The sequence below is a fragment of the Paenibacillus odorifer genome (assembly GCF_000758725.1).
In the GTDB taxonomy this organism is placed as follows: domain Bacteria; phylum Bacillota; class Bacilli; order Paenibacillales; family Paenibacillaceae; genus Paenibacillus_AQ; species Paenibacillus_AQ odorifer.
Genome location: NZ_CP009428.1, coordinates 5,643,493 through 5,667,019, shown reverse-complemented (window position 1 = coordinate 5,667,019; position 23,527 = coordinate 5,643,493). Strand labels below are relative to the sequence as shown.

The 23,527-nt window shown below is 46.4% G+C and carries 23 protein-coding genes; 17 read left to right on the top strand and 6 right to left on the bottom strand.

All coding sequences use genetic code 11. From position 1 onward, the window contains the following. The first annotated feature begins 48 nt into the window (after positions 1 to 48). The 4 genes from PODO_RS24735 (at position 49) to wsfD (ending at position 5,316) form a co-directional block, all read left to right on the top strand. Entirely contained in the window at positions 49 to 621 is a 573-nt protein-coding gene (locus PODO_RS24735; RefSeq protein ID WP_038573152.1) for an RNA polymerase sigma factor, read from the top strand. Next, a complete protein-coding gene (locus PODO_RS24730) occupies positions 618 to 1,787 on the top strand; it encodes a hypothetical protein (protein WP_143761267.1) in 1,170 nt (389 codons plus the stop codon). The genes PODO_RS24735 and PODO_RS24730 overlap by 4 nt, the downstream gene beginning before the upstream one ends. Before the next feature lie 206 nt (positions 1,788 to 1,993). Beyond that, the gene (locus PODO_RS24725) at positions 1,994 to 3,892 is read left to right on the top strand and encodes an LTA synthase family protein (RefSeq protein ID WP_038573147.1); all 1,899 of its coding nucleotides are present in this window, start codon (positions 1,994 to 1,996) and stop codon (positions 3,890 to 3,892) included. Between the two features lie 8 nt (positions 3,893 to 3,900). Beyond that, on the top strand, positions 3,901 to 5,316 hold the full coding sequence (gene wsfD, locus PODO_RS24720) for a glycan biosynthesis hexose transferase WsfD (RefSeq protein ID WP_038573145.1): 1,416 nt from the start codon (positions 3,901 to 3,903) through the stop codon (positions 5,314 to 5,316). A 145-nt stretch (positions 5,317 to 5,461) separates the two neighbouring features. Here wsfD and PODO_RS24715 read toward each other — a convergent pair whose 3' ends face one another. After that, positions 5,462 to 6,220, bottom strand: a complete 759-nt coding sequence (locus tag PODO_RS24715; RefSeq protein ID WP_038573143.1) for an AAA family ATPase — start codon at positions 6,218 to 6,220, stop codon at positions 5,462 to 5,464. A 254-nt stretch (positions 6,221 to 6,474) separates the two neighbouring features. On the opposite strand from PODO_RS24715, the gene PODO_RS24710 reads away from it, so the two are divergent. The 4 genes from PODO_RS24710 to PODO_RS24700 all read left to right on the top strand — a co-directional run bounded on the left by PODO_RS24710 (position 6,475) and on the right by PODO_RS24700 (position 10,611). Beyond that, on the top strand, positions 6,475 to 7,575 hold the full coding sequence (locus PODO_RS24710; RefSeq protein WP_038573142.1) for a CgeB family protein: 1,101 nt from the start codon (positions 6,475 to 6,477) through the stop codon (positions 7,573 to 7,575). A gap of 54 nt (positions 7,576 to 7,629) precedes the next feature. Next, a complete protein-coding gene (locus PODO_RS24705; protein WP_036679773.1) occupies positions 7,630 to 8,745 on the top strand; it encodes a CgeB family protein in 1,116 nt (371 codons plus the stop codon). A 53-nt stretch (positions 8,746 to 8,798) separates the two neighbouring features. Next, positions 8,799 to 8,969: a hypothetical protein gene (locus tag PODO_RS31345; RefSeq protein ID WP_155288192.1), complete on the top strand. Its 171-nt coding sequence runs from the start codon at positions 8,799 to 8,801 to the stop codon at positions 8,967 to 8,969. Positions 8,970 to 9,138: 169 nt separating this feature from the next. Further along, positions 9,139 to 10,611 (top strand): glycosyltransferase, encoded by a 1,473-nt coding sequence (locus PODO_RS24700; protein WP_052097299.1) that lies wholly within the window; start codon positions 9,139 to 9,141, stop codon positions 10,609 to 10,611. Between the two features lie 116 nt (positions 10,612 to 10,727). Here PODO_RS24700 and PODO_RS24695 read toward each other — a convergent pair whose 3' ends face one another. Continuing rightward, positions 10,728 to 11,192 carry a hypothetical protein gene (locus PODO_RS24695; protein WP_155288191.1) on the bottom strand — a complete coding sequence of 155 codons (465 nt, stop codon included), beginning with the start codon at positions 11,190 to 11,192 and terminating at the stop codon, positions 10,728 to 10,730. Between the two features lie 123 nt (positions 11,193 to 11,315). Between PODO_RS24695 and wecB the strand changes: the two genes are divergently transcribed. The 8 genes from wecB to PODO_RS24655 are packed head-to-tail and all read left to right on the top strand — an operon-like array spanning position 11,316 to position 18,275. Continuing rightward, the gene (gene wecB, locus PODO_RS24690; protein ID WP_038573138.1) at positions 11,316 to 12,410 is read left to right on the top strand and encodes a non-hydrolyzing UDP-N-acetylglucosamine 2-epimerase; all 1,095 of its coding nucleotides are present in this window, start codon (positions 11,316 to 11,318) and stop codon (positions 12,408 to 12,410) included. Beyond that, positions 12,400 to 13,386, top strand: coding sequence for a polysaccharide biosynthesis protein (locus PODO_RS24685; protein WP_036679704.1), 987 nt, complete (start codon positions 12,400 to 12,402; stop codon positions 13,384 to 13,386). Before wecB ends, PODO_RS24685 begins: the two co-directional genes overlap by 11 nt. Then, positions 13,383 to 14,222, top strand: a complete 840-nt coding sequence (locus PODO_RS24680; protein ID WP_036679702.1) for a dTDP-4-dehydrorhamnose reductase family protein — start codon at positions 13,383 to 13,385, stop codon at positions 14,220 to 14,222. The genes PODO_RS24685 and PODO_RS24680 overlap by 4 nt, the downstream gene beginning before the upstream one ends. Beyond that, on the top strand, positions 14,219 to 15,190 hold the full coding sequence (locus PODO_RS24675) for an NAD-dependent epimerase/dehydratase family protein (RefSeq protein WP_038573136.1): 972 nt from the start codon (positions 14,219 to 14,221) through the stop codon (positions 15,188 to 15,190). Before PODO_RS24680 ends, PODO_RS24675 begins: the two co-directional genes overlap by 4 nt. After that, complete coding sequence (locus PODO_RS24670) at positions 15,187 to 15,903, top strand: glycosyltransferase (protein WP_036679699.1); 717 nt, start codon at positions 15,187 to 15,189, stop codon at positions 15,901 to 15,903. Before PODO_RS24675 ends, PODO_RS24670 begins: the two co-directional genes overlap by 4 nt. A 5-nt stretch (positions 15,904 to 15,908) precedes the next feature. Beyond that, on the top strand, positions 15,909 to 16,484 hold the full coding sequence (locus tag PODO_RS24665) for a class I SAM-dependent methyltransferase (RefSeq protein ID WP_038573134.1): 576 nt from the start codon (positions 15,909 to 15,911) through the stop codon (positions 16,482 to 16,484). A gap of 34 nt (positions 16,485 to 16,518) precedes the next feature. Further along, positions 16,519 to 17,241, top strand: coding sequence for a glycosyltransferase family 2 protein (locus PODO_RS24660; protein WP_036679696.1), 723 nt, complete (start codon positions 16,519 to 16,521; stop codon positions 17,239 to 17,241). Beyond that, positions 17,238 to 18,275 (top strand): glycosyltransferase family 4 protein, encoded by a 1,038-nt coding sequence (locus PODO_RS24655; RefSeq protein WP_036679694.1) that lies wholly within the window; start codon positions 17,238 to 17,240, stop codon positions 18,273 to 18,275. The genes PODO_RS24660 and PODO_RS24655 overlap by 4 nt, the downstream gene beginning before the upstream one ends. Before the next feature lie 76 nt (positions 18,276 to 18,351). Here PODO_RS24655 and PODO_RS24650 read toward each other — a convergent pair whose 3' ends face one another. Then, the gene (locus PODO_RS24650; protein ID WP_036679693.1) at positions 18,352 to 19,419 is read right to left on the bottom strand and encodes a glycosyltransferase family 4 protein; all 1,068 of its coding nucleotides are present in this window, start codon (positions 19,417 to 19,419) and stop codon (positions 18,352 to 18,354) included. Positions 19,420 to 19,620: 201 nt separating this feature from the next. Here PODO_RS24650 and PODO_RS30205 point away from each other — a divergent pair, with 201 nt between their 5' ends. Continuing rightward, complete coding sequence (locus PODO_RS30205) at positions 19,621 to 20,658, top strand: YhcN/YlaJ family sporulation lipoprotein (RefSeq protein ID WP_052097298.1); 1,038 nt, start codon at positions 19,621 to 19,623, stop codon at positions 20,656 to 20,658. Positions 20,659 to 20,736: 78 nt separating this feature from the next. Here the strand turns inward: PODO_RS30205 and nagA are convergent, their stop codons facing one another. From nagA to PODO_RS24630, 3 genes are read right to left on the bottom strand one after another with little or no spacing between them, the layout of a single operon-like run. Further along, a complete protein-coding gene (gene nagA, locus PODO_RS24640; RefSeq protein ID WP_038573132.1) occupies positions 20,737 to 21,924 on the bottom strand; it encodes an N-acetylglucosamine-6-phosphate deacetylase in 1,188 nt (395 codons plus the stop codon). Continuing rightward, positions 21,912 to 22,640 (bottom strand): glucosamine-6-phosphate deaminase, encoded by a 729-nt coding sequence (gene nagB / locus PODO_RS24635; RefSeq protein WP_036679689.1) that lies wholly within the window; start codon positions 22,638 to 22,640, stop codon positions 21,912 to 21,914. Before nagB ends, nagA begins: the two co-directional genes overlap by 13 nt. Next, complete coding sequence (locus PODO_RS24630) at positions 22,640 to 23,518, bottom strand: MurR/RpiR family transcriptional regulator (RefSeq protein ID WP_036679688.1); 879 nt, start codon at positions 23,516 to 23,518, stop codon at positions 22,640 to 22,642. The genes nagB and PODO_RS24630 overlap by 1 nt, the downstream gene beginning before the upstream one ends. Positions 23,519 to 23,527 lie beyond the last annotated feature (9 nt).

The window sequence follows — 23,527 nt, the reverse complement described above, 5'->3', positions numbered from 1 at the left end:
GGAACTAAAGTGCCTTTTATGAGGTCGTATTAAGTGAGGTGAAGCTAATTGGAACTGGAAGGTCTTCAGCATAGCGAGACGATGAATGAACAGCAATTAAGAGAAATCATGAGCCGTTACGGAGAGGATATATGGAATTATATCTATTATCTTACCAAAAATTCTGAACAGGCCGATGATCTGGCCCAAGAAGTATTCATTAAATGTTATTACCGGATTGGCACGTACCGGGGGAATTCTTCATTTAAAGCATGGTTGCTTACGATTGCCAGGAATACTGTTTTTTCGCACCGGAAATCGCGCTTTTTTCGTTCGGGCTTATGGGGTGGTGTACAGCCATTGTCCACGGTTGATGTGGAGCAGCGGGAAAAAACTATTGAACCTCTTGGTATAGCCCGATCTGCGGAGATGGAGTATTTGGGTAATCAGTCCATTGGTGAGATATGGGATCTAATTATGGCATTGTCTCCCAAGCTGCGCGAAATATTGGTCCTGGATTTGAAATATGAGCTCTCTATAAAAGAAATAGCTGAACTGATGAACTTGAGTCACGGAACGGTAAAATCAAGATTGCACCGAGCGCGGCAAAAAATTCAGAACAAATTAAAGGGGGTAGAATGATGGAGGATCATCAACCGGAATGGTATGCTCAGGCCCGAAAAGGACCTTTTGGAAATGAAAAGTTTACTATGAGGCATGCAGACAACGTCATTCGCCGAATTCAAGAAGATCAACAGGGAACGAAATCTTTTTCAGGAAAAAGACTATCTGTGCAAATGTGGGCTGTGGCAAGTTTTATTGTACTGTTGGGCTTAGGCATATTCTTTCTGAACGGAAGGTTCCTTGGTAATGAATCAAGCAACCCTGCGCAAACTGAGGTTTCGTCGCATTTCACGGAGGCTGAGCTACAGCGGAACGCAGATCAGGTGATGCAGAGTTTACTTGGAAAGACTTATCCGCTAGATCACCGGGAATGGCTTAAGGAGCAACAGCAGATATTTTACTCTTACCAGAAAGATGAGGACTCCGCATATATCTGGATCGATTATGAGACAGGAGAACTGGTGCAAACGAAGATGAGCGCGATGCTGACAACTGCAGAGATCGACGCTGAAATGAAAACCCGTGCGGAAGAGATCAAGGGCAAACTGGGTTATGCGAATGATTCAGCTTATGATGTGCTCAGATATGTTGAATATGATGCTACACAACATTCTAGCGTGAAAATTGAAAATAACTTTAGGGCGGAGAAATGGCGTATCGGATTTGTAAATGGTGAATTCGATTACGCATCAGCCACGCTTGAGGCCTCGGCGGTATCAGAAGAGACGCGTCAAGCTGGGGAAGAGGCATTGAAGGTGTTGAGAGGTAACGGAGGTGATGAAGAGCTTAGTTTAGTATTTCGGGCTATGGACAAGGATCAGGATAGACTTACGCTGCAATACGGATCAAAGGTTTCGGTTACGCTCGATACTGTTACTAGAAGGATTGAGCAGATTAGTGATACAAATCCTCGTGCTAGTGATAAAACAGATCCCAAACAACTAACGGTATTAGACCGTGAGCTGTCTCTAATTGATGGGGATCGTCTACGTGAGAAGGCCGCGCCTCTGCTGACTAAGATATTTAGCGTTGCTGATGTGGGCGAATATAGCTTGCTTAAAAGAGATCAGGAGCCCGGGAATCTCACCTTTCATAAGCTTGGCAGTCCTGAGATCACTGTATATTATGATAGTGATTTAACGATCTGGAAGGTGAAAGAGGATTCGCCAGCAAGCCAGTCTTAGATTGAAGGGCATAACATAATAGGCTTAAATAGGGAGGTTCCACAGCCGAAAAGGCGTGGGGTTTCCCTATTTGTAGTGGGAGCGAACGGTGCACATTTTTGATAAAAAAAGTAAGTATTGTTATACTAGAACAATCTGATATTTTACAGAAAAGATGAATAGATTTCATAATCAGAACAAATGAAAAGGTAAGAGGGGATTAAAACGTGAAAAAGCACGGGCCGAATCGAGCTCAGTTCTATATTGTTGTCCTGCTGCTATGGTTGAAGCTGCTCCTGCTAAGAGTGCTGTTCTTTGATAGAATTGCTTGGGAGTGGATTGCAGCAGATGTTGCTCCAGTCCTCTTCATCATGGGGATTCTGACGGTCATTACTCCTTCGCGGGTGAGAACAGCCGTCTATTGGACATTTAACGGGATATTATCGCTGCTGCTGTTCGCAGCCAGTGTATATTTCAATCACTTTGGTTCTGTTCCGACGTATCTGGCTTTATATGAACTGAATCAGGTATTTCAAGTGAAGGCAAGCGTAGAATCAACGATACAGACTATTGATTATTTATTTTTCGCTGATCTTGTGATCATGGTGATCTATGTCTTGATCCGCAGATGGAAGCATGGAAAAGCCTATCCGCATGAGCGTGAGCGATTCAGCTCCCGGAACACACGATTGGCACATATGATGGTGATTCTGGTGGCTATTCTTGGAGGTTTTGCTTTTTCGGCCAATTCTGTCAATTCTGCGCGGGGAATTACAAATGAACTTGTGCAGGCAGAAAGTGCCGGATTCCTGAATTATGAGGTCGTTGCCGCAATCAAGGTCAAGGAAGATAACAATCTCATTGGAACCGGAGATATTAAGGATACAATCGCGAAGATTGATGAGCTGCAAGCTTCCTATCCTTATAGTAGTAAGGCCGCGGGCACAGCACCTGAGTATTTCGGCTCGCAAAAGGGCAAAAATGTAATTGTCATTCAAATGGAAGCTTTTCAAAACTTCCCGTTGCATCAATCCCTGAAGGGTCAAGAGCTGACTCCAGTGTTGAACAAGTTGGCAGATGAGGGATTTTACTTCCCCCATGTCTACCAACAGATTGGTCCGGGCAATACTTCTGACGCTGAATTTATGAGCAACACGTCGATTTATCCAATCGGGACGTTGGCAATGTCCACTGGATTCGGGGACAGAGAACTGCCGAGCCTACCACGTCTGCTGAGAGATAAAGGATATGAGGCGTACACCTTTCACGTGAATCAAGTAGGCTTTTGGAATCGGAACGAGCTATATCCAGCGCTTGGCTTTAACGGTTATTATGACAAAGATTATTTTACTAATGATCATTTTAATGCGTTTGGTGCTTCCGATGAACAGCTTTATATTACGGGTGTCGAGAAAATGGCAGAATTGCAGAAGAAAGGAACTCCTTTCTACGCACAAATGGTGACGGCATCCAGCCATCATCCCTTCCAAATTCCGGACTCTTTTAAGAAGATCTCAGTGCCTGATGAGTTGAAAAACACGATGCTTGGCGATTATTTGACTGCTATTAACTATACTGATTATGCCATTGGAACTTTAATAGAGGGTTTGAAGAAAAACGGAATGTGGGATAACACTGTGCTGGTGATGTATGGTGATCATTTTGGCTTGCAGCCGCAGGATGTTCCACCGGAGCAAGTGGAAAGTGCACTGGGGATTCCATACGATTCCCGGATCAGCCGCTTTAATATTCCATTGATTGTACATGTACCAGGAATGGAGCAAGGGAAGGTAGTAGAGCGAACAGGTGGACAGTTGGATATTCTTCCTACAATAGCTAACCTATTGGGGGTTTCTTTAAGGGAAGAAGGTTATACAGCATTTGGTCATGACCTCTTGAACATTGATCGTAACGTGTTAGGGATGCGGTATTATTTACCTTCCGGTTCATTTTTTAATGATGATATTCTCTATGTGCCTGGTAGAGATTTTGCTGATGGTGAAGCTGTGTCGCTGGATACGCTTAAGCCAGTATCGGATTTTACAAAATATCAGACTGATTATGATTATATTTTGAAGCTAATGAATTTGTCCGACGAATATGTGAAGCTGTTACCACAGAGATAGGGGGAATCATGAAAAAGTTCTGGAAACCGGAGTATCTCGTAGGCCTTGCCGGCTGCGGTATCATTATTTATTTGCTATTCGTAGGGCCATTTATTGGTGTTGCCGATAATGGAGATTTTCTGCGTATGATGAATACCATCGGTCTGAACTACTACGATACTGCTGCATCGTATGCCGATCAGTTTTTCAGCTTTAGCCATTCTCGTTTTGCGTATGAGGATTTGTTTAGGGGCTTTTATCCTTCCTCACAGATTTTTATAGTGCTTGTGCCGAGGTTGATCGGCGGGCTCATCCATGGCAGCTTTTTTGATGTTCGTTTGCTGGGTGCAGTTTATGGGCTTCTTTTACTGGCGGCAACTTGGCTGCTGGTGAAGTATAATGCTCGTGGCTCTTATGTTACAGGGCTGCTGCTGGGAGCAGCTATCTTATTTGTATTTTACGATATCGGGTATGTGGCCTATTTCAACTCCTTGTTTGGAGAACCGGTGTCGCTGGTGTTTATGCTGCTGACATTTGCATTAGGATTAAGATTAACCAGCCAAGAGAAGCCAACCACTAAAGGATTAACTTTGTTTTTTATCGCGATTCTGTTTCTGGTCACCTCCAAAATCCAGAATGCACCGATTGGGATTGCCTTTGCTCTGATTTTCTTGCGGTTTATGATGCTTGACGGAGAGGGCAAATGGAGGAAGCTGGCTTTACGTTTTTCGATTGCCATCTTTCTTGTATCCATCGTTTTGTATGTGGCAGCGCCAAAAGATCTGAAGCATATTAATCTGTATCAAACGGTGTTTTTTGGGATTTTAAACGAATCGCCGGATGTGAAGGGAGACTTGCAGGATCTCGGATTACCGGAGCGGCTGGAGGTACTGGCGGGTACGAATTATTTTCAGACCGATACAGCGATTAAGCAGGATGATCCTTCGCTGGTTCCGGACTTCTATGACCGTGTATCTCATAAAGATGTGTTGTTCTTCTATCTGAAGCATCCGGACCGGTTGATAGATAATATGAAATACGCTGCGAGTAACAGCATGGCGATTCGCCCGTATTATCTAGGAAACTACGAGAAAAGCGAGAATAAACCAGCAGGTGCATTATCCTATACTTACAGTGGATGGAGCCAATTCAAAAATAAACATATTCCGCATACGCTCGGATTTCTCTCCATATTCTATCTGGTGTATTTTGCGGGAGCCTTGTTCCAGTATTTCCGCAGCAGAGATATTCGCGGCAAAATTGCCGGCGAGCTGCTGATGCTGCTAGGGCTAATAGGGATTTTCTCCTTTTTGGTTCCGATTCTGGGAGACGGAAGGGCTGATATTGGCAAGCATTTATTCCTCTTTAATGTGTGCTTCGATATGATGGTCGTGGTCATGTTTGGGTGGATTGTTCACAAGGTAGTGGGATTTGTAAGACGTTAGCTTATGGAACAAATCAAACAGCAAGTTTCCGATTATGGAGACTTGCTGTTTTTATTAAAATATAAGAATTTATATGTTCCATATTGTAAATTATCCTTATATTTCTCGCTTAAACGCTTACCGTCCTTATAGCCGTCGAAGGCGTTTATGCTTGTTCATCCTCAAATAACTCACGCAGCATCCCTTGACGATCGTTCATAAACGCTTTGGTCACGGTATAATGTTCAGTTTCCTCCAAGGCGACGGAACGTATCCCCTCTCCCTCCAAGAGAAAAATTTCAGCACCGGGATAGGACATCAGAATCGGCGAATGGGTAGCAATAATAAATTGTGAATCCTGCCCGACCAGCTCATGCATACGCACCAGCAGAGACATTTGACGTAAGGGGGAAAGCGCTGCTTCAGGCTCGTCGAGGATATAAAGACCGCGGCCGCCGAAACGGTGAACGAATGTAGCTAAAAAAGACTCTCCGTGGGACTGCTCATGCAGAGATTTGCCTCCGTAGGAGTCTTTGATCGGTGGGCCACCGGGTTGTTCATCCAACTCATCAATATAAGAAGCCACATTATAGTAACTCTCCGCACGTAGAAAAAAGCCGTCCTTCGGCCGTCTAACCCCTCTAGCAATTCTAAAATACTCATAAAGATTCGAATGCGAGGAACGAGTGTTAAAAGAAAAGTTTAGCGTTCCACCCTCAGGGTTAAAGCCCCAAGCAGCAGCAATTCCCTCTAACAAGGTTGATTTGCCCGTGCCGTTCTCTCCAACAAGAAAGGTCACTGGTTTTTGAAAAGTCAGGCGATCCAGCGTTCGAACAGCAGGCAGATGAAAAGGATAGGTTTGAAAGGATGGCACCAGATCACGCAGCAGCTCCGCGTGTCGCAAATACAACGTGGTGTTATTCATAGTTCCCCCCTTGTGAATTTCAAAAAATAATCATCTTCGGACAGATTGGACAGAGATGACAAGTTTAGTGCCTCTAGCTAGACCTTTATAGTATAACAGCATCCAGCGAGTGGATGAAATCTTGACGGGGTTCGGGCAAGCCGGGCAAAAGACAGGGTACATCTGCCAATTTAGTTCTAGTAATGACAGATGTCCATGAGGCGAGTGCTGACTCCGCATATAGTTATACTGTCTTGAGAATACAACGGGGCAGGGTGAAGGCCGTGAAAGCAAAAAGGAGAAAACACAAGCGTCCGCGAGATTATCGCGACGGTTATCACGAAGGATATCGTCTCGGCATGTGTGAGGCTGTGCAGCGTCGGAGTACTGTAGAGGTCGAAGCCTGTCGGCCATTTAAGCTAATGTATGTTCCTCAAGGGTTCCATGCAATCGATACTGGGGTAATTGAGGCGCTTCAGCAGCTTGTAAGTGAGCTTGTGATAAGCACTCCAGAAGCTATGCTGGAGACCGCGGCTCGGGAGATGCCCGGGGCAGTGCTGGTTATGAATGGACTGCATGTTTTTCCGGAAAATCATTTAGAACAGATTACAGAAATCAGAAAGCTGGGCATTCGGACTGCGATCTGGTTTGTGGATGATCCTTATTTTACAGAGGATACTTCAGTGATTTGCCGGCATTATGATCACGTCTTTACGCATGAGCTCGGTTGTGTGGAGTTTTATCAATCCTTTGGGGTTCCATCCGTTCATTATTTACCGCTTTGCGTCAATCCAAAGATGTTCTATCCACGCCGTACGGCACCGCAGTATAAGTACGACATTGTGTTTATTGGCAATGCATTTCATAATCGGACAGCGCTGTTTGATGAACTTGCCCCCTATCTAAAGGATAAGAAGGTGCTGATCGCTGGGGGGTTCTGGGAACGGCTTGCGACTTATGACCAGCTTGCCCCTTTTATTAGGAATGGCTTTATCCCGCCTGAGGAAACTGCGAACTATTACAGTGGCGCAAAGCTAGTCATTAATATTCACCGTCCGTGGGAGGAGGGGCAGGATAACCGGAATAGCTTCCGTTTACCATCACGCTCTATCAATCCGCGTACTTATGAGATCAGTGCCTGCGGTACTATGCAGCTTACGGATGTTCGTGAGGATCTGGGCAATTATTATCGACCAGGTTATGACTTGGATACTTTTGGCTCTGCTAAGGAATTGCAGGAGAAGATTGAGTACTATCTGAAGCATGAAAAAGAGCGCCGAATTTACGCTTTACGGGGACTACAGACAACCATGCGCAACCATACATTCACTGCGCGTTTGCCTCATTTGCTGAATGTGATTGCTTCAAGTGTATGAAATCTATAACGGGACAAAGGAGCGAGGATGATGATGAACAACAATGAATTTATTATGCCTGCACCACCGCTACCTCTGACACCTCCAGAGGAAGAAAAGCTTCGTGGTCGTCTGAGTGGTTTTAAGGGCGGATATGATGAGGGATATTTACGGGGGCGGCTTGCGATTTTGGATGGTCGGCCAGAAGAAGTATTTCCTGTACGGAATATTCATGTAATGTATGTGGCTTCTGGTAAAGGATATCCCTACTCTCCATTAGACGATGCAGTCCTCTACGCGCTGCAAAAATTAACCGCACAAGTCACGATAACAGATGTACGTCAAAACTTAGTGGAGTTAGCCGCCGCTCAAAGACCGGATCTGGTACTTGTGCTGGACGGTATGGATTTACCGCTTGAGCAGATCTCCGTTCTTCGGGCTAGCGGGATTAAGACAGCCATTTGGCTTACAGATGATCCTTATTACACTGATTTTACAGTTAAAATTGTGGCGCATTACGATTTTGTGTTCACACTTGAGCGTAATTGTATTGATTTTTATAAGGGACTTGGCTGCCCTGAAGTTCATTATCTTCCTTTTGCCGCTCACCGCGAGCATTACCGTCCAACTACAACACGTTCACCATTGAATCGCGAAGTTAGTTTTATTGGCTCTGCCTATTGGAACCGGGTTAATTTCTTCCGTGAGATTCTTCCGGATTTGATGAACTATAACACGGTGATTAATGGCATCTGGTGGGATCGTCTGCCTGAAGCAGCGCTTTATGGAGATCGAATTGAGATCGGCAAATGGATGTCACCACAAGAAACCGCGGTAGCTTACAGCGGATCCAAAATCGTCATCAACCTCCACCGCTCGCACATTGATGAAGTAGTGAACAACAATACGCTTTCGATTCCGGCGGTATCTCCTAATCCGCGTACTTTTGAAATCGCGGCAACGGGTACGCTGCAATTAGTGGATGCCAGAGATGATATGGGATCCTTTTACAAACCTGGTGAAGAAATTGAGACTTTTGCAAGCCCTCAAGAAATGATGGATAAAATCCGTTATTACCTGACTCATGAGGAAGAACGTCGTGCGATAGCCCTGCGCGCTTTTGAACGGACGCTTAAGGATCACACCTACACTAAACGTATACACCAGCTGTTAACAGTAATTTACGGCTAGGTCATATGCCCGAAAATGGAATGGAAATGTGCGCTTACCAGGGGACAGGTGTCGTGCCGGCATCTGTTTTTCCTCGATATACTGTAGAACCGAACCTCAGCTTATGCCTGTGGCCTGATGAAAAGAAGCAACGTCTGGAGCGGGCTTGTATAGCGGAGCGGAAGCGACTGGCTAGATTCGAGAGCAGAGTGGAAGCGAAGGGGCGAAGCTCGGGAGCGAAGTGAATTGACTGACGAGATTCTAGAGCTAAGCGGAAGCGATGTTGCGAGTCACAGGAGCGACTATCTTCTAAGAGAGTTTTACTGCGAAGGATAGAATTTAGCGAAAGTTTGTAAATTTTTTAAGGAGGTGAATGGCTGCTCCAGGCCCCTCGTTAGGGAGCGCCGAAACGCCATGGCTGACAAAGCTACAATCGTCCTCTTTTCACATGTATCCAATACACGCAGTATTACGGGAGCGGAGAAGCTATTGTTGTTTTTCGCTCAGGAGCTTTCTCCGTACTTTAATTGTATTCTCGTTGCACCTCAGGACGGCAAGCTGACTTCTCAGGCTCGAAGCTGTGGAATAAGTGTACAGTTGCTTTCGATTCCTCTTTTATATGGAATGTACACTCCTTATGCAGGGTTGGAGGCAGATGCTCAGAAATTCCAGGAAAGCAGGGAGTATCACGAGTTAACAGACTGGCTGAATTCCCTGCGCCCGGCGTTTGTTATTACAAGTACCTGTGTGCATGCTCTGCCAGCAATGGCTGCAAAGTCACTGGGCATTCCGGTGATATGGAAAATATCAGAGACGATAACAGACAATGAATATACACCTATTAGTGTAGGGCTGATTCATCGGAATAGTGATGAGATATTAGCTATTTCACAAACAGCTGCAGCTTGCTTTCCAGAGGACGTGAGAGCGGAAAAAGTGATCCAGCTGCCTCCCTCTTGGAATGATAAAGAGATGATGATTGAGGCTTGGAGCAAGCTTCGGAGCGAACGGCGGCGGGAATTGCGGGTTAAACCGCATGAACAGCTGGTCGGTTATATTTCTTCTTTTATCAACAAGGAAAAAGGGCTAGAACATTTTGTGAAAATGGCTGTGCTTGTGCACGCGGTTCATCCAAGCTCGAAATTTGTTGTCATTGGGTCTGCTGGTGATAAAAGCTACTATGAGCGTTGTGTCCGCAAGGTGAAGCTTGAGGGACTGTACACCCGGTTTAAATTTGTTGGTTATGCTGAATGCCTTCCATCCGCTTATTGCGCCATGGATGTGCTAGTGGTTCCTAGTCTGATCCGCGAAGGCTTCGGCATGACTGCTCTGGAAGGAATGGCTTTTGGAAAACCCGTGGTCGCTTACGACTCTGGGGGCTTACGAGAAATTCTGCACGCAGCGGGCTGCGGCGAAAATCTCGTGCCAGCATCGGACATTTCCGCGCTGGCAGAAAGAGTCAACGTCATGCTGGCGCAGCCAGGAATGGCGTTAACTATAGGCAGTCAAGCGCGGGAGCGCGTCGACGCCGTCTATGGTCCGGCGGCTTATCGGAGCCGCCTGCAGGGTCTTGCGGAGATGTGGAACCTCCGCTATTGCAGCGCACCCGCGGTGCGCGAGGCTGACAGCGTGGTGGTGGTGGAACCACCCGCTGTCCAGCCTGACTTACCCGCAGCGTCGCCGGCTTTGCCGCCGCGAAGCAAGGGCCTGCCAAGCCGCGTCGCCCGCAAGCGGCGCGGCAAAGCCCGGGCGCGCCGGCGAAGCGGGCGCCCGTTGGTTTTGCGCCGCGTTGCTCGCAAGCGGCGTAAAGGTTCTGCCCGGCGGCGCAGCACCGCCGGGGGCAAGCGCCGCCGGGCCCGCCGCGGTGGACGGCGGCGCGCGGCGTAAATGCCTCGATTGCAGCGAAGTGGCAAGCTGAGTACAAAGAGAGATAAAAATGCTCTTCATTGAGCTCAATCCAGCAACCTGAGCCAAATGAACGGTACATTTCCCGCAAAAAGTGCTCAATCCAGCAACTTGAGCGCAATGAACGGTAAAAAATCCCGCAAAAAGAGCTCAATCCAGCAACTTGAGCTAAATGAACGGTACATTTCCCGCAAAATGAGCTCAATCCAGCAACCTGAGCCAAATGAACGGTACATTTCCCGCAAAAAGAGCTCAATCCAGCAACTTGAGCGCAATGAACGGTAAAAAATCCCGTTTAAAGAGCTCAATCCAGCAACCTGAGCCAAATGAACGGTACATTTCCCGCAAAAAGAGCTCAATCCAGCAACTTGAGCGCAATGAACGGTAAAAATCCCGTTTAAAGAGCTCAATCCAGCAACCTGAGCCAAATGAACGGTACATTTCCCGCTAAATGAGCTCAATCCAGCAATCTGAGCCAAATGAACGGTATAAATCCCGCTAAATGAGCTCAATCCAGCAATCTGAGCCAAATGAACGGTATAAGTCCCGCTAAATGAGCTCAATCCAGCAACTTGAGCGCAATGAACGGTAAAAATCCCGTTTAAAGAGCTCAATCCAGCAACCAGAGCACAGTCCGCTGACTGAGCCAAGTCAGACCATAATTAAACAGGCAGGGGAGTGAACTCATGAAGATCATGACGATTTTAGGCACGAGGCCTGAAATCATTCGCCTCAGTGTAATCATTCCGCTTCTCGACGAACATGCTGAGCGGCACATCCTGGTGCATACAGGCCAGAACTTCACCGCCAGTCTCAGCGGCATTTTCTTTGCTGAGCTGGGACTGCGGGCACCGGATTATGTGCTGCAGGATAAACAAGCAGGACTAGGCGGTCAGCTTGCCGCCATGTTCGGAGGGTTAGAAAGCATTTTACTAAAAGAACAGCCAGATCGTATCTTGCTTCTGGGCGATACGAACAGCGCGTTATGCGCGATTTTGGCTGAACGTATGGGAATTCCGGTGGTGCATATGGAAGCGGGCAACCGTTGCTATGACCTCCAAGTACCAGAAGAGAAAAACCGCCGTGTCATCGACGCCGTTTCGACCATTAATATGCCTTATACGCAGCAGAGCAAAAGACATCTAATCAGCGAAGGTTTCCCCAGCAGGCGTATCGTGTTAACAGGAAATCCGATCCATGAGGTCATGACCCATTTTGAGCACAAAATCCAAACTAGCGACATTCTGGAGCAGCTGAAGCTTACCTCAGGACAGTATTTTCTAGTCACGGCCCACCGTGCTGAGAATGTAGACGATCCAGAGTCCCTTGTACAAATTATGTCGGGTCTTAACGCAGTGGCTGAGCATTTTGGAATTCGTTTAATATGCAGCATTCATCCTCGCACTCGCTCCAAACTTACCGAGCAATTTTCCCTTCCAATGAACCCACTAGTTGAATTTCATGAACCTTTCGGATTTTTTGATTTTGTCTATTTGGAACAGCACGCCTTATGTGCCATCACCGACAGCGGGACTGTACAGGAGGAATGCTGCTTGATGAAAGTGCCAACAGTTACGATTCGCAGAACGACGGAACGTCCAGAAACAGTGGATTGTGGCAGCAATGTAGTCTCAGGTGTAGATCAGAAAAGTATTCTTCGCAGCGTCAAGCTGATGACGGCGCTCAATCGGGATTGGGAGGCACCGGAAGGATACATGACTCCGGATGTTTCGGTCAAGGTAGTTAAATTCTTGCTTGGAGGGAACCTGCATGTTCAATAATAAAAGGATTGTGGTCACAGGCGGAACTGGTTCCTGGGGGCATGAGCTGATTAGGCAACTTCTGCCACAAAATCCTAAGGAAATCATCGTATTCTCCCGCAGTGAATCCGCTCAAGTGGCGATGAGCCGGGAGTTTGAAGATCAACGTCTCAGCTTTATCATTGGCGATATCCGTGACAAGGATGCGCTGATTGCAGCCTGCCGTGGCGTTGATTACATCTTTCATCTGGCGGCGCTCAAACATGTTCCAGTCTGTGAAGATCAGCCTTATGAAGCACTCAAAACCAATGTAGTGGGAACTCAAAATGTGATCGAAGCTGCCATTGTAAATGGCGTTGAAAAAGCAATTTACATCTCTACCGATAAGGCTGCGAACCCATCCAACTTCTATGGAATGACCAAAGCGATCGGGGAAAAATTGTTCGTTTATGCCAATCTGATTGGCTCAAACACCCGGTTCGTTACTGTACGCGGAGGTAATGTGCTCGGAACGAACGGCAGCGTCGTGCATTTGTTCATGAAGCAGATTAAGGATAAGGGTCAGGTACGCATTACGGATATGAAAATGACCCGCTTCTTTTTTACCCTACGCGATGCTATTACATTATTATTTAAAGCTTCTGAGGTTAGCTTGGGTGGAGAAATCTTCGTCATGACTATGCCTACCTGCCGAATTATCGATCTTGCTGAGGTGCTGATTGAAGCTTCCGGAGAGTCCAATGTGAGTATTGTCGAGACCGGGATTCGTCCGGGGGAGAAAATCCACGAGATTCTGATGAGCGATTTCGAAAGCTTAACTACCGTTGTCTACGATGAACAGTATCTAGTAATTCTCCCTACGCTGAACATGCCGGAATTAAAGGCACATTATAGCGCTTATCCTCATGTCTCTTTCAATAGCTTCAGTTCAGAGACGAATCTGATGGATCGGGAAGAGATCAAAAGCATCTTGATCCGGGGAGGGTTCCTGCAATGAAGCTGCTTATCCTAGGTGGAAACGGTATGGCGGGGCATATGCTGGCGGATTATTTTCGCCGCCAGGGCAAGCATCACGTCTTCCATACAACCCGGGATAAGAGCGATCTTGGCGGGCTGTATGTAGATGCGAACGATATAGCCGGAGTTGAGAAGCTGGTCGATATCGTTTCCCCTCATTGCATTATCAATGCAATGGGGGTTCTCAATCAATTCGCGGAGCGTGACAAAATTGGGGCTTACCACGTGAATGGCTTTCTCCCTCATCACTTGTGGCGAAAGGCGGAGGATGTTCAGGCAAGGCTCATCCATATCAGTACCGACTGCGTGTTCGAAGGAACACGCGGAGGGTACACCGAAGAGGATGCTCCTGATGGAACCTCTGTATATGCAATTTCGAAAAGCCTCGGTGAGGTGCAAAAACCCGGGCATCTTACGATTCGCACTTCCATTATTGGCCCCGAAATCCGCTCAGGCGGTATTGGTCTGATGGATTGGTTCCTGGCGCAGAGTGGTAAAGTTTCAGGATACCGGCGGGTGATGTGGAACGGGGTCACAACGCTCCAATTAGCCAAAGCAGTGGATGTAATGCTGGATTCCTCCGTATCGGGGCTGATCCATTTAGCGCATCCAGAGCCAGTAAGTAAATATGAGCTGCTTCAGCATATTCAGGCGGCTTTTCATAAAGAAAATGTGGAGATCATCCCTGAGGATGAACATATTCAGGATCGTACACTAGTGAATACAAGAGCGGATTTCCTCTTGCCGCTGCCTTCATATCCTTTAATGCTGCAGGAACTGGCTGACTGGATGAAACAGTCAGAGATGTATTTATGACAGGGCAAAGACTTCTGATTACCGGAGCCGGTGGATTCACCGGGCAACATGCGGTTCGATTATTTTCGGCAGGAGGGGCTGAGGTTATCGCTGTATTGCGGCCGCAATCGACAGCTGCCTCCACTCTTTTTCCAGAAGGAGTAAAGATATATGTTTGTGATTTAAGTGACCGGAAAGCAGTAGCTGAGATGATCAAGCAAACTGCGCCGGACGCTGTCCTTCATTTGGCTGGGAAGAACTCCGTACCCGAGTCATGGCTTAATCCCTTGCTTTATATGGAGACAAATGTGATGGCCACCTTATATTTACTAGAGGCAATGCGAAGCTTGCCGAGCAGTCGGATTCTAGTGGCAGGCTCCAGACTTAAGTTCAAACCGGGTGTGGTGGCTGGGCCACCACACCCGTATAGCCTTAGCAAAACAATAGAAGAGCTGGTGTCCCTCGCATGGGGCACCTTATTTAAACAGCCGATTCTGCTGGCTGAGCCGTGTAATCTGATTGGTCCCGGTCCTTCCACCGGCTTCTGCTCTTTATTAGCACAGCACATTGTTCGAAGTGAAGTCCAGCCAGATGAGGAAATACCTCCATTTAAGCTCTCTTCTCGTTATGCGCTGCGTGATTTTTTAGATGTTAGAGATGCCGTTAGAGCTTATGACTACATTTTGCGTAAAGGTACAAATGGAACCATCTATCGCATCGATTCGGGGAAGCAGCGGGAACTCGGGGAGATCGCGGAGCAGCTGCTCAGTCATTCTGTAGGACCAGTGCCAATGGACTGGGGACCTGCAGATGCTGAACGGGCTATTTCAGAGATCGCAGCCACAGCGGATAAGAAGGTTCATTCAGAAGCATCAACCCCTGAGGCTGATGTGTCTTCACTGGGCTGGCGTCCGGAGATTGGGCTTAGCCAATCGTTAATGGATATTTTGAATTATTACCGAGTTAACGGGGAGGGGAGGTTGTTATGAGACCGAAGGTTTCGGTAGTGATTCCTTTTTATAATTGTCCTTATATTGAACACGCCCTGCAAAGTGCGCTCTCCCAGTCTTGGGAACCTTACGAGATCATTATTGTCGATGACGGCTCGCACGCTCATAGCAATCTAATTACACCGTATCTCTCCCGAATTCATTATTTGGGCAAAGGCAACGGGGGAACCGCCTCCGCACTGAATCACGGCATTTTGAATGCAACAGGGGACTATGTGGTCTGGCTTAGTTCAGACGATTTATTTTATCGGGATAAGATCAACAATCAGGTTCTGTTCATGGAGCAGAACCACTTGTTAATCTCCTATACCAACTTTAATTATATTAACGCTCAATCGCAGCTGGTTCAGCTGAATGCTGCGCCATTGTTTCCTAGTCACCTGGATTACTTACGTTGTTTTTTACACGGTAATCCCATTAATGGCTGTACGGTGATGTTTAAACGAGAGGTGTTTGGAGCCATAGGGCTTTTTGATGAATCACTTCCTTACACACATGATTATGACTTATGGTTCCGCGCCATTCTGAACGGATATCCACCTGTGATGTTGAATCAATCACTTACAGCTTACCGGACTCATGATGGCATGGGAACGATCAAATATTTTGATGTAATTATGGCAGAGGCAGCTGCGACCAATGCCCGCTACAAGAATTCGCTGCAGCACTTGATTTCTTCTATGGGGGGCTGAAGGTAATGTACCGGGAAATTGAAGTGAATGACTTTCTGCCAGTCTTACTGGAACAGTTGAAATTCTGCGAGAGTATTCTGGATATCGGCAGCGGCACCGGTACCCTGCTTGAACGATATGAAGCCGCAGTAGTGCTTGGATTAGAAATTCACAGGCCGTACCTGCTGCATCGTCAATATAAGGCACCTCATATTATTCCGGTACATGCAGATGCCAGTCATATGGATAAATTGTTCCTCCCCAAAACATTTTCAGCGGTTACCTTTATTGATTCAATAGAGCACTTTAATAAAAATGAAGCGAAGACACTGCTCGGGATGGCCGAAAGAATCGCCAATAACCGAGTAGTTGTATTTACCCCTCGGGGCTTTTTTCCACAGGAGGGTATGGATCATTATCATTTGCAGGGGGAGCATTATCAAAAGCACCGGAGCGGATGGGAGCCGGAGGATTTTATTGCACTGGGGTATGAGGTAACGGTACTGAAAGGCTTCCATCATGCCCAAAACCCATCGTTTCGAGAAGCGTTCGGTGAAGACCATGCACCAGTAGATGCCTTGCTTGCTTGTAAAACAGTATAAAAAGTTGAGCTCCGGGTGAAGGAGGTGAGCGCGTATGAGTGAAGAACCTAAAGTATCGGTGATCATCCCATTTTATAACTGTTCGTATGTGGATCTCGCCATCCAAAGTGTCTTGAATCAAAGCTATCCGAATATAGAACTCATTGTAGTCGACGACGGTTCTACCCTATGGCTGGAGAAGTTGACTCCCTTCCGTGACAGGATCATTTATATACAAAAGGATAATGGCGGGACGGCCTCTGCTTTGAACAAAGGGATAGAAGTGGCTACCGGAACGTATTTTGCCTGGCTCAGTGCAGATGATCAATTTCACCCGGATAAAATCAAAAACCAAATAGAAAAGCTCAAAAGTACGGGCACTTTATTTAACTATACAGCCTATTATTATATAAATGAGCAGGGAGAACGGATCTCAGATACGGTAAGTATGCTTTTTAGCAGCAGGGCCCATTTTATTGAGACTATGATGTTGGGTTGTCCGGTGAATGGGAGTACAGTTCTTCTTCATATGGATATATTTCGTGCTGTAGGAACGTTCGATGAAATGTTGTTATATACTCAAGATTATGATTTATGGCTGCGTATTTTACCGCATTTTAGCTGGTCTTATATTGAGCATCCGCAGCTTGATTATCGAGTGCATCAAGAGATGGGCTCAGTGATTCATAGTGAGGCGCAGAAAAGAGAGATAGAACTGGTACAAGCAAAACATCACGGGGTTCTATCGCATCTGCTGCTAAAGGAGAGAGGGGAATGAAATTAATATTTCCTGTTCTAACTCTATCTAGGGGCGGAGCACAACGGATGCTGGCAGAACTGGCTAATCGTCTGTCAGAGATCGGTCATGAAATTACGATCCTCTTGCCCAGCGATGGTGTCGTTGAATACGAGATAAATTGTGAATTGCGTTATGCGGCAGATGATGATTTGTCGGCCAGCGATTTTCCAGTGGGGGACGTGATTGTCTCCAACTTTTATACCACAGTCGAGGTATCGCAGCAGGCAAGTAATGAGGGGAAAGGGATTCATATTCGCTTAGCACTTTGCTACGAGCCCACTTTTTTACCTGACAATAGCCGTTCTTTTGCATCTTATAGTTTAACCAGCAATCTGCTCGTACTTTCCCGCTGGCAGCAAGAAATCGTCCAGATGAATCATGGCATTAAGGGGACAATCGTGCCCATTGGTGTGAATCCTGTTTTTAGAAACCTGAACATTCGTGAACCTGAAAATAAGCTTGTAGTTTCCGCGGTTATGCGAAAGCCGGAGGGAGGATTCTCAGGTCATCGTGAACAAGATTATTTGCTTGAACAGTTAAATCGGGTCAGAAGACTTCATCCAGAAGTTGAACTTTATTTGATTATTCCTCCTGGTGAATTTGCTGAGTCGACTACACTGCAAACTTTATTAATGGATGAACGATATCATATAAGGACTCCTGCAAATGATACTGAACTTTGTTACCATTATAGTGAGAGTGATATTTTTGTAAGCTCAAGTACGTATGATACGGGATCGCTACCAGGCATCGAGGCTATGCGTTGTGGAGCAGCACTCGTTACTGTTTACTCCGGTGGGAATATGGAATATGGCAGGCATGGCCACAACTGCTTAATGTCCTACCGGTTTGAGAATCGGCTCGCGGATGATATCATAACCTTAATTAAAGACCCGGATTTACGCCAGCGGCTGGCTCGTAAGGGGGAGCAGGATTCACAGCATTTCACTTGGGAAAAAAGCACACAATTGTTTCAGAATGCACTGTTTGAGATCGTAGCGAGGAACTCTTAGTAATATGTCCTTAAAATATAAAAAACCTTCAGTACCACTTGAGAAGTGGCTTGAAGGTTTTTTTGCTTGATTTCGGTTAGAAGATGGCATATGAATTCATCATTTCACGAAAAGACTGCGCATACTTCTCGGTTCCGAAGCGTGAGACCATATATCCTCTTCCTTGCTGGCGGAGACCCTCTCGCAGAGGAATATTGTTCATAAGCTCCAGTCCTTCGTTGACGGCAGTTGGAATATTGCCAAGCGGGTAAAATTTACCCGTGACATTATGAACAATAAAGGATCTAACACCATCGGAATCTGTACTAAGTACTGGACAAGTGCAGCAAATCGCTTCGGCAACAGCATATCCAAATCCTTCTGTAATGGAGGTGGCTAACAGGAATCCACCAGAATTGGCTATCGAGGAATAATAAATCGGCATTACATGATTAGGAATATTGGTAAAAGTACTTAGACGATCATTCAGCCCTAAGGCGTGTAGCTCCTCCTGAAAGGATTGTTTTTGATCCTCTGCGGCTAAATTAGGATCATGGAACATCCACAAATGAAGATCTGGTTTATAAAGGCGAATTTCATGGGCGATTCTCAAGTATTCCCGCCAATTTTTATTGCTCTCTAGCCGGCCTACCCAAGCGATAACCGGATTAGCCGGAGGTTCAGCAGGGATATGCTGAAAGGACTGGACATCAACAATATTCGGAATTACATAACGATGCAGCCAGGGACAGATTTCAATAAACAGCTCCAACAAATGATCGGTTGGCGGGATTAGTACCGCATTACAATAAGAACGTAAATAAGGGACAGCATCTCTGATCAGAGTTTCCGCATGACTGCGTTTTCCAAGGCCTTGAGATTCGTATATCATAATACCGCGGTAACCGAGTTCACGCAGACGTTTCAGTAATAAATAATCTGATGTAACAATAATAGCATCGTAATTATGGGTATCCAGCAAATTTTTAATTTCTTCATCTGAAGATGAGACAAATACCGGAAAATTGGTCGTATTCTGGCCTGAACCCGGCATTAGATATAAAACATGGCATTCGATCCCACTTCGCTGGAGACTTTCACATCGCAGCTTATTTAATGTCTCCACCCCGCCACTCGGTACATAAAACGTAAATAGAACTTTCATGCACAAGCCTCCTGACTTTTGCGGAGCAATACCGACTTGTTGAGATATGGCTTACTGTTTATAAGATACGCCGATCTGCACTCGCGGGTGACGGTCAAAGTGGCATAGTTCCAAATCCTTTCAGGATAGCTTGTTCTTCAGAAGGTCATCCTAACGATCGTACACTGCACACATACAACATTAGAGATGGAGGATGAATTCATGTTGCGATCCAAGATCAGTATGTCAGTCTCAGCTGCATTGCTTCTCGGCTTGGTGAGTATTACAGGGTGTGGAACCAATACGGCAGAAAAATCTAATGTGCAAACCAATAGTGTCCGGGGAGTAAATGATGGGCGTATTGGTGTAAATTCCGTACACGGTGGCACGCATAACATCACTAAGATGGAAGTTAGTCAGGAGCTTGCAGACCGGATTGCTGCTATGCCTGAAGTCCGTTCAGCGAATGTAATGCTTGCAGGTAAAAGCGCGTATGTAGCAGTAACTTTAAATGATGCAACTGCTGGCCTGCGTGCCAAAGGGACTCCATCGTATCGGGCAAAATCTTCAACCACTCCTCACAATTATGGACCGACTGGCGTAATGTCTGGTACAGGAAGAGTGAAAATTGGCCGTGATGGAATGAATGATACTGGAGCTGTAACAAATGGTATGAACGGAGCCTTAAGAGGTACTGTAAATACAGTTCCTGGTACAACAAGTACTGGACCGGCAACCAGAAATGGAATCAATGGTATGGGTAATTTGGGAGCGGGTATGTTGGGTACAGGTACAGGTACTATGGGAACAGGTACGACAAGAAACCATACTTATAATAATGGTCCTCTGCTGAACAGCGATGGCTCGAAACATGATGTAGATATGGGGATGGGAAAAGGTATGGGAACTGGAATGGGCATGGGCATGCGCAGTACCACTCCTAGTACCCATGACACGAATTACAGAAGTAATTCGACGCATATGTACAACACCAATAGCACGAATAACTCAAATAACACAAATAACACCATAAATACAAGAGAAACAGAAACAGTTACCAAAGCAATTAAAGATAAAATTGCTGCAGAAGTTAAAAAACATGATGCGAGAATTAAGGATGTATACGTATCAGCAAATCCTGACTTCGTGGAACGCGCTAATGTTTATGCTGAAGAGGCTCGTGCTGGTCATCCGATAAAAGGATTTGTGGATGAATTCCGTACCATGGTTGAACGAATTTTCCCAACACGTAATTATTAATGATTATTGTGATCTAAATAAAAAAGCAACAATCTCACCATCTGGAGAGAATTGTTGCTTTTTTGTTTGGAGCTAATTTTATGAAGTGGTGATTGGACGTCCGCCGATCCATACGCCGCAAATATTAAATTCAGCATCAAGGCGCAGGATATCGCCGCGTTTTCCAGCCTCCAAGGAACCAATGCTACGCTCCATTCCAATGGACGCCGCTGGCGTAAGGCTTGCAGCACGGGAGGCTTCTTCCAAGCTGAGTCCTACCTCTTGGATCAGATAACGGAAGCCGCGAATCATCGTTAGTGTGCTTCCAGCTAGAGCAGCAGGATTATCTTTAAGGGTGGCGATGCCATTTTGAACGAGTACAGGTAAATCACCAATTGTATATTCACCATCACTAAGTCCAGTTGCAGACATGGCATCAGTAATCAGTAATAAATTGTTCTCTTTCTTGAGACGGGTCAATATAGAAATGGCTGCGGGATGAACATGAATCCCGTCGGCTATAATCTCTGCGCGAATGCGTTTATCGAACAAAATAGCTCCAGCCGCTCCAGGTTTACGGTGATGTAGGGGTGTCATCGCATTGAACATATGCACAGCTTGGTTAAGTCCAGCATCTGCTGCGGCAATAACCTCTTCAAAGGAAGCATCCGTATGCCCGAGCGCTGCAGTTATACCGTGCTTGCGCAGCCAGAGAATAGCTTCGAGGGCACCTTCACGTTCCGGAGCAAGCGTGACTTGCCGGATCATTCCTGGATAATCGTTCTCCCATTGTGCTAGCCACTCAATATTGGCAGGAACAATATGCTCTGGATTTTGTGCGCCGGACCATTTCGGGCTGATGAAGGGTCCTTCCAGATGCATGCCTGCAATTTGTGTGTAAGGCATTTCAGCAGCACGATAAGCGCTGACTTCGGAGAATACTTGGTCAATAGCAGACTTGGAAGCGGTCATGGTTGTAGCCAGCATTGTTGTTGTTCCTTGGGAACTATGGAACTTAGTGATGGCATTCAGCGATTCAGTATCACTGTACATAAAGTCGTGGCCAGCTCCACCATGAACATGTACATCTACAAATCCGGGGATCAGAAGATCCGTTGCTTGACCACTGGCAGGCCAATGAGCGTAACGCTCTGGGAGCCAAGCCGCATCGCCAGCATAGTGGATCTGCTCTCCAGATACGGCAATCACACCATGCTCAATTAAACCTTGGGGAGTCAGTACCTTACCGAACAGCAACTGTTCTAGTTCTTTATTTATTTCAGCCATTTGCCTGCTCCTTCATCTACGAGAACGATTACATTTGGATGGCTCTGCAGCAAGGATGCAGGGCATTGGGTTGTAATCGGGCCTTCAACAGCATTGCGGATGGCTTCAGCTTTGCCGGCACCACGAACTAATAAGAGAATTTGGCGTGCTTTTAGGATGCCTCCAATGCCCATTGTGATCGCTTGCCGAGGTACCTCGTCCAAACTGTCGAAGAATCTGGCATTCGCTTCCCGGGTATCATCAAGCAGGTCAACGACATGGGTTTTGCTGCTGAGGTTAGCATCGGGTTCGTTGAATCCAATGTGGCCGTTGCTGCCAATACCGAGAATCTGCAAGTCAACGGGTCCGTTTTCTTCCAGCATTTTATCGTATGCAAGGCATTCTGCTTCCATATCCGCTGCGTTTCCGTTAGGGATATGTGTCTGTCCTGGATCAATATCTATATGGTTAAATAATTGCTCGTTCATGAAACTGCGATAGCTCTGTGGATGGTCGACAGGCAAGCCGATATACTCATCCAGATTAAAGGAAGTTGCTTTAGAGAAACTCACAAGTCCTTTTTGGTGCATTTCAACCAATTTGGCATAAACACCAACTGGGGAGCTTCCGGTCGCAAGACCGAGCACGGCTTTAGGATTGCTTTGCAGTAGGCTGGCGATAAGATTCGCACCCGTTTGTACGAAATCTTCATCACTATGGAACTTTAGAATATTCATTAGGATTGTCCTCCTCGTTTGTTTCGGTATTGTTGGACATTGAGATAAGATTGCTCCAGTCTAGGAATAAAATCCCCAAAACGGGTGCTGACCATTCCAGTGAACAAAATATCAATGATGTGAAGCTGAGCTATGCGTGAGGCCATGTCTCCCCGGCGCATACCTTTCTCCAAAGATGAGGAGAATAGGGGGATATCCGCCAGAGTAGCCAAGGTGCTGCTGCCATAAGAGGTTAGTGCGATAGTGCTTGCTCCGCTAGCCTTCGCACACATCAAGGCATCAATGGTCTCGGGAGTCTCTCCCGAATAGGATACTGCGAACACGACATCACCTTCGGAGAGTGATGAAGCAGAGGTAATCTGCATATGGGAATCAGCAAAAGCAGTGCAATTTACGCCTATGCGGATCAGCTTCTGATAGAAATCCTGAGCAACAATGGAAGAGGTCGCCATCCCGTATAGATCAACGCGGCGTGCTTGGCACAATAAATTAACTGCTGCCTGCAGTCGCTCCAGATCTAACAGGGAAGTAGTGTCCCTGATGGAGGTCAGATGGTTCGTCTGCATCGCTTCCACAATCACGGAGAGTGGGTTGCCTGCTACAATATCTTGATAAGAAGAGCCACCATCCTGCGGCGCGGCATCACTATGAGCAATTTCTGCTGCCAGCTTCACCTTGAAGTCGGGGAAGCCTTTAAAATGAAGCACCTTACAGAAACGTGTGATCGTTGCCGGGCTTATTCCGCATTGTTCTGCTAATTCTGTAATGCCCATATGAACGATTTCGCCTGGTGAGGAGAGAATTCGTTCAGCCAGCTTTCGTTCCATTTGAGAGAGCTTGGCCTTCTCATGCTCGAGTGCATGCAGTATTGGGGACATCCATTCATC